This is a genomic window from Streptomyces sp. NPDC001100 (assembly GCF_053598575.1).
Map to the genome: position 1 here is coordinate 192127 of NZ_JBSFKO010000009.1, position 15595 is coordinate 207721.

At 69.7% G+C, this 15595-nt stretch carries 13 protein-coding genes and 2 pseudogenes; 11 read left to right on the plus strand and 4 right to left on the minus strand.

Annotated elements, in window-relative coordinates; all coding sequences use genetic code 11:
- Nucleotides 1-104: 104 nt before the first annotated feature.
- From ACWDEW_RS15815 to ACWDEW_RS15855, 9 genes are all read left to right on the plus strand, one after another.
- Entirely contained in the window at nucleotides 105-1487 is a 1383-nt protein-coding gene (locus tag ACWDEW_RS15815; protein WP_450513210.1) for an extracellular solute-binding protein, read from the plus strand.
- Nucleotides 1484-2413 carry a carbohydrate ABC transporter permease gene (locus ACWDEW_RS15820; protein WP_450513212.1) on the plus strand — a complete coding sequence of 310 codons (930 nt, stop codon included), beginning with the start codon at nucleotides 1484-1486 and terminating at the stop codon, nucleotides 2411-2413. Before ACWDEW_RS15815 ends, ACWDEW_RS15820 begins: the two co-directional genes overlap by 4 nt.
- The gene (locus ACWDEW_RS15825; protein ID WP_450513214.1) at nucleotides 2413-3309 is read left to right on the plus strand and encodes a carbohydrate ABC transporter permease; all 897 of its coding nucleotides are present in this window, start codon (nucleotides 2413-2415) and stop codon (nucleotides 3307-3309) included. The genes ACWDEW_RS15820 and ACWDEW_RS15825 overlap by 1 nt, the downstream gene beginning before the upstream one ends.
- 29 nt (nucleotides 3310-3338) lie before the next feature.
- Nucleotides 3339-6401, plus strand: coding sequence for an alpha-mannosidase (locus ACWDEW_RS15830; RefSeq protein ID WP_450513216.1), 3063 nt, complete (start codon nucleotides 3339-3341; stop codon nucleotides 6399-6401).
- Between the two features lie 926 nt (nucleotides 6402-7327).
- Nucleotides 7328-8152, plus strand: coding sequence for an extracellular solute-binding protein (locus ACWDEW_RS15835; protein ID WP_450513218.1), 825 nt, complete (start codon nucleotides 7328-7330; stop codon nucleotides 8150-8152).
- A gap of 123 nt (nucleotides 8153-8275) precedes the next feature.
- On the plus strand, nucleotides 8276-9307 hold the full coding sequence (locus ACWDEW_RS15840) for a cation diffusion facilitator family transporter (protein ID WP_450513220.1): 1032 nt from the start codon (nucleotides 8276-8278) through the stop codon (nucleotides 9305-9307).
- 66 nt (nucleotides 9308-9373) lie between these two features.
- On the plus strand, nucleotides 9374-9709 hold the full coding sequence (locus tag ACWDEW_RS15845; protein WP_450513222.1) for an ArsR/SmtB family transcription factor: 336 nt from the start codon (nucleotides 9374-9376) through the stop codon (nucleotides 9707-9709).
- Nucleotides 9709-10431: a cation transporter gene (locus ACWDEW_RS15850; RefSeq protein ID WP_450513224.1), complete on the plus strand. Its 723-nt coding sequence runs from the start codon at nucleotides 9709-9711 to the stop codon at nucleotides 10429-10431. Before ACWDEW_RS15845 ends, ACWDEW_RS15850 begins: the two co-directional genes overlap by 1 nt.
- 94 nt (nucleotides 10432-10525) lie before the next feature.
- Nucleotides 10526-11479, plus strand: coding sequence for an alpha/beta hydrolase (locus ACWDEW_RS15855; RefSeq protein ID WP_450513226.1), 954 nt, complete (start codon nucleotides 10526-10528; stop codon nucleotides 11477-11479).
- On the opposite strand, the gene ACWDEW_RS15860 is transcribed toward ACWDEW_RS15855, so the two are convergent.
- Complete coding sequence (locus ACWDEW_RS15860; protein WP_450513227.1) at nucleotides 11448-12263, minus strand: helix-turn-helix domain-containing protein; 816 nt, start codon at nucleotides 12261-12263, stop codon at nucleotides 11448-11450. The two genes, ACWDEW_RS15855 and ACWDEW_RS15860, sit on opposite strands and share 32 nt — an antisense overlap.
- Nucleotides 12264-12503: 240 nt before the next feature.
- Between ACWDEW_RS15860 and ACWDEW_RS15865 the strand changes: the two genes are divergently transcribed.
- Together ACWDEW_RS15865 and ACWDEW_RS15870 are read left to right on the plus strand one after the other, a co-directional pair.
- Entirely contained in the window at nucleotides 12504-13169 is a 666-nt protein-coding gene (locus ACWDEW_RS15865) for a DUF4097 family beta strand repeat-containing protein (protein WP_450513229.1), read from the plus strand.
- 67 nt (nucleotides 13170-13236) lie between these two features.
- Nucleotides 13237-14055 carry an alpha/beta fold hydrolase gene (locus ACWDEW_RS15870; RefSeq protein ID WP_450513231.1) on the plus strand — a complete coding sequence of 273 codons (819 nt, stop codon included), beginning with the start codon at nucleotides 13237-13239 and terminating at the stop codon, nucleotides 14053-14055.
- A 75-nt stretch (nucleotides 14056-14130) separates the two neighbouring features.
- Here ACWDEW_RS15870 and ACWDEW_RS15875 read toward each other — a convergent pair whose 3' ends face one another.
- The 3 genes and pseudogenes from ACWDEW_RS15875 to ACWDEW_RS15885 form a co-directional block, all read right to left on the minus strand.
- Complete coding sequence (locus tag ACWDEW_RS15875) at nucleotides 14131-14364, minus strand: KUP/HAK/KT family potassium transporter (protein ID WP_450513233.1); 234 nt, start codon at nucleotides 14362-14364, stop codon at nucleotides 14131-14133.
- A 94-nt stretch (nucleotides 14365-14458) separates the two neighbouring features.
- Nucleotides 14459-15067: pseudogene (locus ACWDEW_RS15880) on the minus strand (KUP/HAK/KT family potassium transporter); the annotation flags it as partial.
- A 55-nt stretch (nucleotides 15068-15122) separates the two neighbouring features.
- Nucleotides 15123-15515: pseudogene (locus tag ACWDEW_RS15885) on the minus strand (KUP/HAK/KT family potassium transporter); the annotation flags it as partial.
- Nucleotides 15516-15595: the final 80 nt, after the last annotated feature.

Below are 15595 nucleotides of genomic sequence, written 5' to 3' on the forward strand. Positions count from 1 at the left end.
CAGACAGCGCAGGGCGGCGCCGAGCATGGGGCGCCGTCGGTCTGGCCTCTCATCCGGTCAAACTCCCGGTTTTCCCTCAGGTTTCGTGTTCCGGAGGAACCACTGTGCGCTCGTCGAGAATCGTCACCGCCGCGGCCCTCACCGCCGCCACCGCCCTGGCCGTCACCGGCTGCGGTTCGGGCTCCTCAGGCAGCTCGTCCAAGTCGATCAAAGTCGTCTACTGGCAGAACCTGGACAGCACGAACAAGCTCCAGGCCACCTTCCTCGCCTCGATGGTGAAGCAGTTCACCAAGGCCAACCCGGGCACCAAGGTGACCCTGGTGCCGGTGACCGCCTCGGAGAACGACTACTACACCAAGATCCAGCTGATGATGCGCTCCCCCGCGACCGCTCCCGACCTGGTCTACGAGGACACCGCGCTGATCAACTCCGACATCGCGGGCGGTTATCTCAAGCCCCTCGACGCCTACACGGCGAAGTGGAGCGACTGGTCGCAGTACGCCAAGGCAGCCAAGGGGGCGGTGACCGGCGCGTCCGACGGCAAGACCTACGCCGTGCCGGACGACACCGACACCCGGGGTATCTGGTACAACAAGCAGCTTCTGGAGAAGGCCGGGGTCTCCGTCCCCTGGCAGCCCAAGACCTGGGCCGACGTGATCGCCACCGCCAGGAAGGTGAAGGCGAAGCTGCCCGGTGTCACCCCGCTGAACCTCTACACGGGCCAGGCGGGTGGCGAGGCGTCCTCCATGCAGGGCTTCGAGATGCTGCTCTACGGCACACCGGCCGGCGACAAGTCTCTCTACGACGCCTCGCAGAAGAAGTGGGTGGTGGGCAGCCAGGGCTTCAAGGACGCGCTGGACTTCGTCCACACCGTATACAGCCAGGGGCTGGGACCGTCCAAGGAGCAGGCGCTCGGCGCCAACTTCGGGACCGCCGTCGGCACCGAGCTGATCCCCGAGGGCAAGCTGGCGATCGACATCGACGGTTCGTGGATGCCCAACAACTGGAGCTCTGCGGCGGCCAAGCCCTGGACCGAGTGGCAGTCGGTGATGGGCACCGCCGCCATGCCGACGCAGAACGGCCAGGCACCCGGCCGTACCAGCATGTCCGGCGGGTGGGCCTGGTCGATCCCCGCGAAGGCGGGCAACGCGAACCTCGCGTGGAAGTTCCTGTCGACCACACTGCAGACCAAGGCCAACGCCGCCCAGTGGAACGCGACCAACGCGAACATCGCGGTGCGCACGGACGTCGCGTCGGACTCGACGTATCTGAACTCGGTCCCGACCAACAAGTTCTTCACCGAGCTGGTCGCCGACACCCACTACCGGCCCGGCCTTCCCGCCTACAACCAGGTCTCCACGGCGATCCAGAAGGCGATGGAGTCCGTGACGACCGGTCAGGCATCCGTCGACAAGGCCGCATCGACCTTTGATAACGATGTCAAGGCGGCCGTGGGCGGCGACAAGACCGTCGAGGGCGGCTCGTGACCGCCCTCGCCCCGGCGCCTCGCGGGACCGGCGCTCGCCGCCGGTCCCGCGAGGCGCCCGCCCCCGCCGTCCGCACCCTGCTGCGCGGACTGCCGACACTGCCGGCCGTGGTGCTGCTCGCCGTCTTCCTGGCCGGGCCGATCGCGTACTGCGTGTACTACGCGTTCACCGACATGCAGCTCACCGGCGCCTCCGGCGCCCGCTTCATCGGCCTGGACAACTTCACCCGGGCCTTCAAGGACAGCGACTTCCTCAACGCGGTCAAGCTCACCCTGGTCTTCGTGGTCGGCTCGGCGGTGATCGGCCAGAACACGCTCGGGCTGGCGCTGGCCATCCTGATGCAGAAGGCCACCAAGCCGGTGCGGGCACTCATCAGTGGCGTCGTCATCGCCGCCTGGGTCCTGCCCGAGGTGGTCGCCGGCTATCTGATGTACGCCTTCTTCTACGACCAGGGCTCGCTCAACTCGCTGCTGGACGCTCTGCATCTCCCGGGGCAGAACTGGCTGTACACGATGCCGGTCCTGGCGGTGTGCCTGGCCAACGTCTGGCGCGGGACGGCGTTCTCGATGATGGTCTTCACCGCCGCCATCAACGACGTGCCCCAGGAGTTGACGGAGGCCGCCGAGATGGACGGCGCGAACCCCTGGCAGCGGCTGTGGCGGGTCGTCCTGCCGGTCATCAGGCCGTCGATCCTGACCAACCTGATGCTGATCACGCTCCAGACCCTCTCCGTCTTCGGTCTGATCTACACCATGACCCGCGGCGGACCGGGCAACAAGAGCGAGACGCTGCCGATCTTCATGTACCAGCAGGCCTTCCAGAACAGCCTGATCGGCTACGGCACCGCCATCGCCCTGGTGCTGCTCGTGGTGGGCGCGCTCTTCTCCGTCGTGTACATCCGGCTGCTGAAACTGGAGGACGACTGATGGCCACCGTCGCCACGCCCCCCGCCACCTCCGCCGGACGGGCCGCCCCGAAAACCGGCACCCCGCATCCGAGACGCCGTTTCCGGCCGAGCCGGGTCGTGATCAACGCCGTACTACTGGCGGTTTCGGCGCTGTACGTGCTGCCGCTGGTGTGGATGCTGCTCGCCTCGGTGAGCGACACCAACTCCTTCCGCCTGACCATGCCTTCGTCGCTGACGCTCGACAACTTCGACGCGGTCCTCAACGTCGACACCACCTACCGGCCGATGCTCAACAGCCTGCTGCTGTGCGGCTTCGGGACCGCGGTGACCGTCGTGGTGTCGGTGCTCGCCGCCTATCCGCTCTCGCGCTACCGCTCGCGGGTGCGGCGTCCGTTCCTCTACACGATCCTGTTCTCCACCGGCCTGCCCATCACCGCCGTGATGATCCCGGTGTACAGCATGTTCGTACAGGTCAACCTGATCGACTCGATGCCCGCCACGACCCTGTTCCTGGCCGCCTCGGCCCTGCCGTTCGGCATCTGGCTGATGAAGAACTTCATGGACGGCGTACCCGTCGTCCTGGAGGAGGCCGCCCGCATCGACGGCGCGAACACCATGCAGGTGCTGTGGCGAGTAGTGCTTCCGCTGATGCGACCCGGCGTCGTCGTGGTCACCATCTTCACGTTCATCGGCATGTGGGGGAACTTCTTCGTCCCCTTCATCCTGCTGCTGTCGCCGGAGAAACTCCCGGCCTCCGTCAGCGTGTTCACCTTCCTCAGTGCCCACGACCAGACGCAGTACGGGCAGTTGTCGGCGTTCTCCCTCATCTACTCGATGCCCGTGGTCCTGCTCTATCTGCTGCTCTCCCGCAAACTCGGCGGCGGCTTCGCCCTCGGCGGCGCACTCAAGGGCTGACTCCCCCACCCATGCACAGAAAGACACCCATGCACAACGACCGTGACGTCCTCGAAAAGCGGCTGGCCCGCGTTCTGAACGAGCGGATCCGGCCCGCCGTCCATGCCCGGTCCGTCCGCCTCGACGTGCAGATCTGGAACGTGCCCGGCGAACCGGTACCGGTACGCGAAGGCCTGGCCGCCCCCTACCGTCCGGCCCGGGTGGGCGACCGCTGGGGACCGGCCTGGTCGACGAGCTGGTTCAAGGTCAGCGGGACGATCCCCGCGGAATGGGCCGGCGAGACGGTCGAGGCCGTGCTGGACCTCGGTTTCGCCACCCACTCCCCCGGTTTCTCCGCGGAGGGGCTGGTCTACCGCGCCGACGGCACTGCGGTGAAGGCGCTCAACCCGCGCAACACCTGGGTTCCCGTCGCCGAACGGGCGGCGGGCGGCGAGGAGTTCACGGCCTTCGTCGAGGCCGCGGCCAATCCGGTCGTCATGCACACCGCGCCCGGCGAGCTGACCTTCGGCCCCACCCCGGTGGGCGGACGCGCACCGTGGCTCGACGACGACGGCGACGCTCCGGGCGAACCCCTGTACCGGCTGCGGCGTCTGGACCTCGCCGTCCTCGACCGCACCGTCCACGAACTCGTCCAGGACTTCGACGTCCTGGGCCAGTTGATGCACGAACTGTCCGCCGACTCCCCGCGCCGCTGGCAGATTCTCCAGGCGATCGGCCGGGCCCTGGACGCGATCGATCTCCAGGACGTCGGCGGCAGCGCGGAAGCGGCACGGGTCCTCCTCGCCCCCGCCCTGGCGGCACCCGCACATGCCGGCGCGCACCGCGTCTCGGCTGTCGGGCACGCGCACATCGACACCGCGTGGCTGTGGCCACTGCGCGAGACGGTCCGCAAGGTCGCCCGGACGGTCTCCAACGTCACGCAACTCATGGACGACCACCCGGAGTTCAAGTTCGTGATGTCCCAGGCGCAACAGCTGGCCTGGCTGAAGGAACACCGACCCGAGGTCTACGCACGGGCCCAGGAAAAGGCGAAGACCGGACAGTTCCTGCCGACCGGCAGCCTGTGGGTCGAGCCCGACACCAACATCAGCGGCGGCGAGGCGCTGGTACGCCAGTTCGTCCACGGCAAACGGTTCTACCTGGAGGAGTTCGGGGTCGAGACCGAGGAGATGTGGCTGCCCGACACCTTCGGTTACAACGCGGCACTGCCGCAGCTGATGAAGCTGGCCGGGGTGCGCTGGTTCCTGACCCAGAAGATCTCCTGGAACACCACCAACAAGTTCCCCCACCACACGTTCTGGTGGGAGGGCATCGACGGCACCCGCGTCTTCAGCCACTTCCCGCCCGTCGACAGCTACAACGGCGAGCTGTCCGGCGCCGAAGTCGCCCACACCGTACGGAACTTCCAGGACAAGGGCCCCGCCAACCACTCCCTGATCCCGTTCGGCTACGGCGACGGAGGAGGCGGCCCCACCCGCGAGATGCTCTCCCGCGCCGCACGCCTGAGGGATCTGGAGGGCTCGGCCCGGATCGAGATCGAGCGGCCCACCGACTTCTTCGAGCGCGCCCACGCCGAGTACCAGGCCAACGGCGGCGCCCCCGTCTGGTCCGGCGAGCTGTACCTGGAGTTCCATCGCGGCACCCTCACCAGCCAGCTCGCCACCAAGCAGGGCAACCGGCGCAGCGAACACCTCCTGCGCGAGGCCGAGTTGTGGGCCGCGACAGCGGCCGTGGTCCACGGGCAGCCCTACCCGTACGAGGCACTGGACCGGCTGTGGAAGACGGTGCTGCTGCACCAGTTCCACGACATCCTGCCCGGGACGTCGATCGCCTGGGTGCACCGCGAGGCGGAGGAGACCTACGCGGCCGTCGCCCGTGAACTGGAAGAGCTGATCGGCGTTGCGCAACGGGCGCTGGCCGGCCCGGGGGACGGGTCCGTCGTCTTCAACGCGGCGCCCCATACCCGAGGCGGAGTCGCCGCGTTCGGTGCCGCTCCGCGTTCCCGGTCGCCGGAGGCTCCGGTGGCGCCAGTGCCGGACGGGGACGGATTCGTGCTCGACAACGGCGTGGTGCGGGTCGCGGTGGACAGCCGGGGCCTCATCACTTCGGCGTACGACCACGCGGCGGGCCGGGAAGCCCTGGCGCCCGGCGCGGTCGGGAACCTGCTCCAACTGCACCAGGACTTTCCCAACCAGTGGGACGCCTGGGACATCGACGTGTTCTATCGCAACACCGTCCGCGACTTCACTGAGGCACAGTCAGTGACGTCGGCCGGCGACGGCATTCGGGTGGTCCGGGTCTTCGGGGACTCACGGATCGAGCAGCACCTCTCGCTGCCCGCCGGCTCCCGCCGTCTGGTGATCGACACCGTGGTCGACTGGCACGAGCGGGAGAAGCTGCTCAAGGCCGCCTTCCCTCTGGACGTCCGGGCAGCGCACTCGACCGCCGAGATCCCCTTCGGCCACGTCGAGCGGCCCACCCACACCAACACCAGTTGGGACGCCGCCAAGTTCGAGGTCTGCGCGCACCGGTTCCTCCATGTCGGCGAACCCGACTGGGGCGCCGCCCTCCTCAACGACTCCACCTACGGACACGACGTCACCCGTGACATCCGCCCCGACGGGGGTACGACCACCACGGTCCGACTCTCCCTTCTCAGGGCTGCCCGCTTCCCCGACCCCGACCAGGACCAGGGAACGCACAGCCTCCGCTACGCGCTCCTGATCGGCGCGGACGTCTCCGACGCGACCCGTGAGGGCTACCGCTTCAACCTCCCGGAACGCGCGGTGCCGGGAGGTTCGGCAGTCGCCCCCCTGGTGGCGGTCGACCACGAGGGCGTGATCGTCGAGGCGGTGAAGCTCGCCGACGACCGCTCGGGCGATGTCGTCGTACGCCTCTACGAGTCCCGTGGCACACGCGCCCGCGCCACCCTTGCGACCGCGTTCCCACTGGCCTCGGTGACCGCGACGGACCTTCTCGAACGCCCGCTCGCCGATCCTACGAGCCACCGACACGCCGGTGGCCGCGTGGAAGTGACGCTGCGTCCGTTCCAGATCCTGACGCTGCGGTTGCGGCCCACCCCGGGCGACTGACGCCGCGAGGAGGGTTGAGGGTCCCGGTGCGGGCCCTCAACCGCTCCGGCATGTCGGGCGAGGCGGTTGAGGCCTCTCCGTCCCGAGGGAGGACAAGGCCCGGCACGGCCGGTCCCGGGACCGGCCGTTGTCCACCCCGGCGCAAGGTGTCGAGCTGCCCACACGCTCACGGTGCATGCCGGCACCAGGACCTCACTCGTTGCGTTCGCCCCGCGCCGACCCGCAGACGGCATTCCTGTCGAGAGCGCTCCGAGGCCGACGGCGGGATCTTCGACGAGACCATGGCCTGACGACGGCCGAGATATCGCCCCGCGGGGTCTTCACCACCAGCCGACCCTTTCGTCCCCGCCCACGTGGCCGGGCGTCTCGCGCCCGCGTTCGATCGCAGTACACCTGCGGCTCGCCGTCATAGGAGTACGGCTCGGCAAGGCGGCCCCCGTCGGTGAACGACTCCAGCCGGCGGGTGGCCTGTTCGCCGGTGAAGTGGTGGGCCAGGACGTCGCGGAAGAAACCGCGCAGAGTGCCGTCCGGGTTCTGTCGCCGGCTGCTGGTGATCAGCCGCACCAGCGGTACGCCTCGAGCGGCCGCCCATCGGCGCCGTGCCGATTATATAACGCAACTGCGTTATTAAACGATCTCCTGCAGTAGCCCGCCGCTGCTCCCGTGTCCCCCACGGCATCGCCCCGGACCGGCCTCCACCCGACGCCCGGCCTCCCTCTCCGTCGCCCCAGGAGAACTCGCCATGAGTCACAGCCACTTCCCCCTCCCGCCCCGTCTGCCCAGACGCGTCCTCCTCGCCGCCGCCGGGTCCTCGCTGCTCGCCGCCTGCGGCAGTTCCCTGACCCCCCGGCGCCAAGGGCGCCGCCACCGACAGCGCCTCCGGGCCCGTCACCACCGCCGTACCGACCGGCACGCGGATCACCCTGGTGGTCGCCGACGCGGACGACACCACCATGACCCCGGACCTGCTCGCCGCCTTCCACGCCAAGTACCCCAACGTCACCTTCAAGCGCCAGTACACCGGCTGGGACGACTACCTCAAGAGCATCGACACCACGATGTCCGCGGACAGCGCCCCGGACATCGCCCAGTACGTGTCCGGCATGAACAACCTGGTCAAGGGCCGCCTGCTGCTCGATGTCGGCGCGTACGCCAAGGCGTACGGCTGGCCGGGGAAGTTCCCCGGCCTCGACCAGATCACCTTCAGCTCCGACGGCCGGACCACCGGCACCGGCGCGCTGTACGGCGTGCCCGGCCTCTACGCCGCGTTCGGCAGCAAGGCCGGACTGTTCGAGGAAGCGGTGCGGACCTACGCCGAGCGCTATCGCGAGATCTACCGACAGGCCGCCGCCGAGAAGGACATCCAGACCGTCTTCGAACGCGTCCTCATCGACTCGGTCCACGAGTTCACCCAGCCCGGTGACGCACATCCCGGGTGCCTCATCATCAGCGCGGTCATGGCTGACAGCACGAGCACACTCGACACCAGCGCCTACCTCGCCGAACTGCACAGTGCGTACGAGCAGGCCCTCCTCGTACGCGTCGAACGAGCGATCCGGGACGGGCAACTGGCCGCCGGCACCGACGCGTCGGCCCTGACCGGGCTCGTCCAATCCCTCTGGCACGGACTGTCGGTGCGGTCCAACGCCGACGCGTCCCGCGAGGAACTGCTCGCGACGGCGCGACTCGCCCATGGGCTGATCTGCCGGCAACCGGCGCCGCCGCCGGCGGGACACGCCGGTTGCCGCTGAGCCGCTTTCGACATCGCCGCAGGTGACAGTGGTAACGGTGCTCATTGCAGCCTTTGGAGAAACCCTCCGAGGCGCGGTTGACTTGCCCTCCGCCGACGCAACACCGCGACCCTGGGAGCTCCCGTGTCCGACCATCACGACCACGAGCACGGCGGCCACGACCACGAAAGCGGCGGCGGTCACTCCGGCCACTCCCACGGAGTGTCCGCGGACGCCGACCGGCGCTGGCTGACGATCGCCCTCACGCTGATCAGTGTGTTCATGCTGGCCGAGGTCGTGGTCGGGGTCGCGGCCAACTCGCTGGCGCTGATCTCGGACGCCGCGCACATGCTCACCGACGTCGCCTCCATCGTGCTGGCGCTGATCGCGATGCGCCTGGCGGCCCGCCCGGCGAAGGGGCCCTTCACCTACGGCCTCAAGCGCGTGGAGATCCTGTCCGCGCAGGCCAACGGCCTGACCCTGCTGCTGCTTTCCATCTGGCTGGCCTACGAGGCGGTACGGCGTCTCGTCTCACCGCCGGAGGTCACCGGAGGCCTGGTCCTCGTCACCGCCCTGGTCGGAGTGGCGGTCAACCTGGTGGCCACCTGGTGCATCTCCAGGGCCAACCGCACCTCGCTGAACGTGGAGGGCACCTACCAGCACATCCTGACCGACCTGTTCGGTTTCATCGCCACCGCCGTCGCCGGAGCCGTCGTACTCACCACCGGCTTCGCCCGTGCGGACGCGATCGCCTCCCTGTTCGTGGTCGTCCTGATGCTCAAGGCCGGCTACGGGCTGGTCCGCGACTCCGGACGGATCTTCCTCGAAGCCGCGCCCGCCGGGATCGACCCCGATGTCCTCGGGGACCGCCTGGCCGCGCAGGACACCGTGGTCGAGGTGCACGACCTGCACGTCTGGACGATCACCTCCGGCCAGAGCGCCCTGTCCGCCCACGTCCTGGTCGAGCCGGGCGGCGACTGCCACGCCGTACGCCGCGGCCTGCAGAGGATGCTCCTGGAGGAGTACCGCATCGGCCACGCCACGCTGCAGGTCGACCACCTGGGCGAGGACAGCCCGGACCTTCTCCAGATCACCGGCGCCACCGCCGACGACCGGGACGCGCACTGCGACGACGCCCACGGTCCCGTCCACCGACCCGGCCCCCACGACCACTGAGCCACCGATTGCCCCAGCCGACGGTACAAGATTTCCTGAATTCAGGATTTCCTGTACCGTCGCCGTGTGCTGAGTCCTGCCTCCGAGGTCGAGGTGCTGGCCCGTTTCGGCCGCGCCCTCGCCGACCCGATCCGCTGCCGTCTGCTGCTCGCCCTGCGCGAGGCCCCGGCCCACCCCTCCGATCTGGCCGAGGAGTTGGGCATCTCCCGCACCCGGCTCTCCAACCACCTGGCGTGCCTGCGCGACTGCGGTCTCGTCGTCGCCGTGCCGGTCGGCCGCCGTACCCGCTACGAGCTCGCCCATCCCCGCCTCGGCCACGCGCTGCAGGACCTGCGCACGGCGGTGCTGGCGGTGGAGAGCGACCGCACCTGCCCGGACGCCGACGCGAAGGGCTGCTGCTGATGAGCGCCGGCAAGCCCTTGGCGCCTCCGGGCCCGTCCCCGGTCCGCCGTGACGAACTGGCCCGCCGCATAAGGCTGTTGGTGGGCGCGACCATCACCTACAACATCGTCGAGGCGGTCGTCGCCCTGGCCGCCGGGACCGCCGCGTCCTCCAGCGCGCTCATCGGTTTCGGCCTCGACTCCGTGGTGGAGGTGTCCTCGGCGGCGGCCGTCGCCTGGCAGTTCTCCGCGGCGGACCACGCGGTGCGCGAGGCCAGGGAGGCGCGGGCGCTGCGGATCGTCGCCCTCTCGTTCTTCGCCCTGGCGGTCTATGTGGCCGTGGAGTCGGTGCGTGCCTTTGCCGGGGCGGGCGAGGCCGACCGTTCGTACGTCGGTGTCGCCCTGGCCGCCGTGTCGCTCGCGGTGATGCCGTTCCTGTCCGCGGCCCAGCGCCGGGCAGGACGCGAACTGGGTTCGGCCTCGGCGGTCGCCGACTCCAAGCAGACCCTGCTGTGCACCTACCTGTCGGCGGTGCTGCTGGCCGGTCTGGTCGCCAACGCCGTCCTCGGCTGGTCCTGGGCCGATCCGGCGGCCGCCCTGGTGATCGCGGCCGTCGCGGTCAAGGAAGGCCGGGACGCCTGGCAGGGTAAGGGGTGCTGCGGGCCAAGCACCGCCGCCGTACTGCCCGTTGAGGCCGCGGCGGACCCGTGCGGCTGCCGGCCGGGCTGTGCGTGCTGTGCGTGATCAGGTCCCGGGGCACATCACCGTGGGGCGGCTCACGGGTTGGGAGACCGGCGCGGTCGATCAGGAGGACGATCAGGATGACATCCTGGCCCGCATGGCCGAACCGATCGACGCTCCACTCGCCGATGTCGAACTGACCGCCTTCGTCAGAGCTGTTCGGCAGGACCCCGGGCCTCCCGCCCGGGCCGTGGGCGCGGTGGAGTTGCGTCGCGCGCAGCGACGTCGTGCCGAAGTCCGGCCTCCGGGGCCCGAGTTGGCCCGCGTCGAGGATCTGACGGTCGGGTCGTCTGCCGTGGGCGCCCGCCTCTACCGGCCCTCGGCGGCGGACGGGCCACTGGTGGTGTTCCTTCACGGTGGGATGTGGACGATCGGCGATCTGGAGTCGCACGACCGGGCATGCCGACGACTGGCGCTCGGTACCGGGACAGCCGTGCTGAGCGTCGACTTCCGGCGGGCTCCGGAGCACCCGTGGCCGGCCGCCGTGGACGACTGCGTGGATGCGCTCCGGTGGGTGGCGGCCGGCGGGGTCTGCGGAGCCGGGACCGCGGGCCCGGTCGTCGTCATGGGCGACAGTTCCGGCGGCAACCTCGCCGCGCTCGCCTGTCTGCGCCTGCGCGACGAGGGCGGACCGCTGCCGGCCGCCCAGGTCCTGCTGTACCCCAACACCGATCTGACGCTCTCGTGCCCCAGTACCCGGTCGAAGGCCACGGGCTGGGGCCTGACGACCGACGACGTCGCCTGGGGAGCCGAACAGTGGGTCCCCGACCCGTCCCGGCGGGCCGATCCCGAGGTCAGCCCGCTGCACGCCGCCGATCTCCGTGGGCTGCCGCCCGCCGTTGTCGTCACCGCCGAGCACGACCCGCTCCGGGACGAGGGCGACGCCTATGCCGCTCGGCTGGCCGACGCGGACGTTCCCGTCAGCCACCGCGTCGAGGCCGGGATGGTCCACGGATTCCTCACGCTCGACACCCTTTCCCCGGCTGCGGCGACAGCGGGAGAGCGGGTCTTCACCGACGTCACCGACATGCTCGGCCGTCACGTCCGCTGACGCCTCGCCGGACAGTGGCCGTCTGTCCGCGATCCGCACCGGCCGCGGTGGCGCCACCGGTGTCGTCCCGGATTTCGGGCTTCGTGTAGAGGACTTCGCGGACCTGTTCCGCGGCGCGGAGGATGCTCTCGCTGATGAAGTCGCTGAAGCGGGCGATGTTCTCCAGGCGGGCGGCGGCCGGGCTGTCGCGGCCGAGGACACCGACGCCCTGCCGTGCGATGTCGGCGACCTGGGCGATGCCACGGGCGCTGGCGATCGTCGACTTGTACCAGACTCCGTCGTCGACGTAGTAGCGCTCGCGCCGGCTTTCGTCGCGTGACCGGCTGACGAGGCCCTGCTCTTCGAGGAACGCGATCGCCTTGGAGACGGAGGCCGCACTGACCTGGAGACGCTGCACGAGTTCGGACGCGGTGAGGCTCCCGGCGTCGGCGATGAAGAGGCAGGTCAGCACCCGGGCTGTCATCTTGGGCAGGCCCTGTTGCATCAGGAGGGTGGTGAAGGCCTCCTCGTACTCGCGCACGGCCTCGTCGTCGCGCCCGCGCCCCGGCAGCGGCGCCCCTTGCCCCGGGGGCGGGGTGTGCTTGCGCCGGTGGGCGCGGCGTTCCGTGGCCCGGTGGGCCAGGTCTGCACGGTAGGTGGTGGGGCCGCCGTTGCGCATCACCTCACGGGTGACCGTCGAGGTCGGGCGGTCGAGGCGGCGGGCGATCTCGGCGTAGGGGAGGCTGTCGGCCAGTCCCAGCGCGATCTGCTGACGTTCCTGCTGGGTGAGCCTGCCTCCCGGCATCGCGGTCTCCTCGATGGTTCTTCGTGACGGTCCCTGATCGCCTCACCATAGCGTTCACTCTTCATCCATTGCAATGAACGAGCCATCCAGCGTTGCATTATCCTCAAACTCGTTGCAACGATATATAGGCTTTGAACTGTACAGATGCAGATTGAGCGCAACAAGTTCGTTGTCGAATACCGAAAGGCAACGTAGCGTTTCCGGTGTCAGAAAACGACGAACCGACACCCGGAGAACACCATGCAGAAGTTCGACACCCCCACCCCTATCTCCGTCGTCCTGGACATCCCCGCCGGACGCGTCCACTTCATCGCCGCCGACCGTGCCGACGCGACCGTCGAGGTCCTGCCCGCCGACCCCGCCAAGAGCCGCGACGCCAAGACCGCCGAGCGGACGGAGGTCGCCTACGCCGACGGTGTCCTGCGCATCACGACTCAGGCCCCGGACAGCCGGCTCTTCGGCCCCTCCGGTTCCGTGGAGGTGACGGTCCAGTTGCCCGCCGGTTCCCGTGTCGAGGCCAGGGCCGCCGGTGCCGAACTCCGTGGCGTGGGACGTCTCGGTGACGTCGCCTTCGAAGGTGCGTACCGCCGGATCAAGATCGACGAGGCCGCGGGCGTCCGGCTCACCGCGGTCGACGGCGATGTCGAGGTCGGCCGGCTGGGCGGTCCCGCCGAGATCAGCACCGCGCGGGGTGACATCCGGATCGCCGAGGCCGTGCGCGGCACGGTCGTGCTCCGCACCGAGTCCGGTGACATCTCGGTCGGCGCCGCCACCGGCGTCTCGGCCGCCCTGGAGGCCGACACCGGCTACGGCCGTGTCAGCAACTCCCTCAAGAACGACGGCACCACCGCGCTCGACATCCGCGCCACCACCTCCCGCGGCGACATCACCGCCCGCAGCCTCTGAGCGAACAGCGGCAGGAAACCGCCGTACGCCGTACCAGAAACTCCCACGCGACCAGGAGGAACAGAACATGGCGAAGAACAGCACGTCCTCGGCCGATTCGAAGTGGACCGGCATGGTTCCGGTCGACGACACGGCCCTGGCCGTCACCGACTCCGGCGGTCCCGGAGTCCCGGTGGTCTATCTCAACGGCCAGTTCGCCACCCAGGGGTACTGGGGGCGGGTCATCGCCGAACTGGGCGTCGAGTGGCGGCACATCACCTACGACGAGCGGGCCCGGGGCAGGAAGTCGAAGCGGTCCGCGGACTACTCCTTCGAGGCCGCCGTCCGGGATGTCGACGCCGTCCTGGCGGCCCGTGGGGTGGAACGGGCGCTGGTGGTGGGCTGGTCCTACGGGGCGTTCGTCGCGGCGCACTGGGCCGCGCGCAATCCGGACCGGGCGCTGGGCGCGGTCCTGGTCGAGGGCGCGCAGCCGCACGACTGGCTGGACGAGGCCATGGAGCAGCGGATCCGGAAGACCTTCCGGCGGCTGAACCTGTTCATGCCGCTGCTGCGCCCGACGGGCCTGACCCCGCGGATGAACGCGGAACAGATGGCGGACAGCAACATCGAGCTCGGCAGGATCGCCCGCGCGCGGGAGTTGGGCCCGGTCCTGGACAACATCACCGTCCCGGCGCGATACGTCGTCGCTTCCGGGGCGTCCCTCGGCAGCAAGGGCGACGAGCAGGAACTGATCCGCGCCAGCCTCGACGGAGTGGTCGCCCGCAACGCGAACATCAGGATCAGCGCGAAGGTCGCGAGCAACCACGACGCGATCCTCAAGAAGGACGCCCCGGCCGTCGCCGAGGCCGTACGCGAGGTGGCCGCCCTCGCCCGGGACCGCCGCTGAAGCGCACGACATCCACATCGGTCCCGATCGATCCATACCGGTCCCGATCGCCGTCCACCGGGAACCGACCCGCCGCTACACCTCGATGTGCCAGCCCATGATGACCGTACGGTCGCGGGGCAGTCCGAAGTGCCCGGCGGCGTCGGCCGTGATGTGGGAGGTGGCGACGAACAGCCGTTTGCGCCAGGGCGCCATCGTCGATGCCGGGCCGCGCCGGAGCTCGATCGTCGACAGGAAGTACGAGGCCTCGTCGAGCAGCAACGGGCCCTCCGTGTCGGCCGGGTCGAGCAGCGCCAACGCGCCGGGCACGTCCGGCGTCTCCACGGAGCCGAAGCGGGCGGTGAGTGACGTGGACGATGCCGTCGTCGGCGTAACCGAGGCCGTCGACGACCACCCGCCGGTCGACCGGGACGCGGGACACGGTCTCGGTCTCGGTCTCGGTCTCGATGGAGAGGATCACGACCTGCTCGTTCCGCACATGGTTGCGTTCCACGTCGGCCCGCATGGCGAGCGGCGCCGTCTGCTTGCCCCGGTTGAGGAACACCGCCGTGCCGGGGACCCGGAGGACCGGCCGTTCCCCACTGCGGAGCTGGTCGACGAACCCGCGCAGGGAACCCTCGTGTTCGGCCCGTTCCGCGGTGACGACCTCACGGCCGTGCTGCCAGGTCGTCATGACGGTGAACGCGGTGATACCGATCAGCAGCGGCAGCCACGCGCCGTGGACGATTTTGGTCAGGTTGGCCGCCACGAACAGCAGGTCGACGGAGAGCAGCAGGGTCGCGCCGGTGGCGATCAGCCACACCGGGGTGCCCCATTTCGCGCGGGCGACGGAGAAGAACAGCAGGGTGGTGATGGTGCTGGTGCCGGTGACCGCCATGCCGAACGCGAAGGCAGGCGCGGCGGAGCTGCGGAACGCGAAGACCAGGGTGAGGACCGAGACCATCAGCAGCCAGTTGATCCGGGGGACGCAGATCTGACCGATGGTGGACTCGGAGGTGTGCGCGATCCGCAAGCCTCGGCAGATAGCAGAGCCGCGCCGCCTGCGAGGCGACCGAGTACGCGCCGGTGATCACCGCCTGGGAGGCGATCACGGTGGCCGCGGTGGCGAGCAGGACCATGGGCCACCGTCCCCAGCAGGGCACGAGGAGGAAGAACGGGCTGCTGATGTTGGCGGAGTCGTCGAGGATCAGGGCGCCCTGGCCGAAGTAGCTGAGGATGCAGGCGGGGAAGACGAGGAACAGCCGGCCGCGGGTGATGGCGCGGCGGCCGAAGTGCCCCATGTCCGCGTAGAGCGCCTCCGCGCCGGTGACCGCGAGCACGACCGCGGCGAGCGCGAAGAAGGCGGTGCCGAAGTGCCCGAACAGGTAGCCCAGCGCGTAACTCGGCCACAGCGCGCGGAGAATGGCCGGGTGATCGACGATGCCGCCGAAGCCGCCGCCTCGGCAAACCCATGTGGTCACAGCACCAGCCAGGGACAACTTGTCCGCGGTTAGAACCGCCCTTCATCCGGTTCCCGGTTCGGGTCAGGATTGCCCTGTCG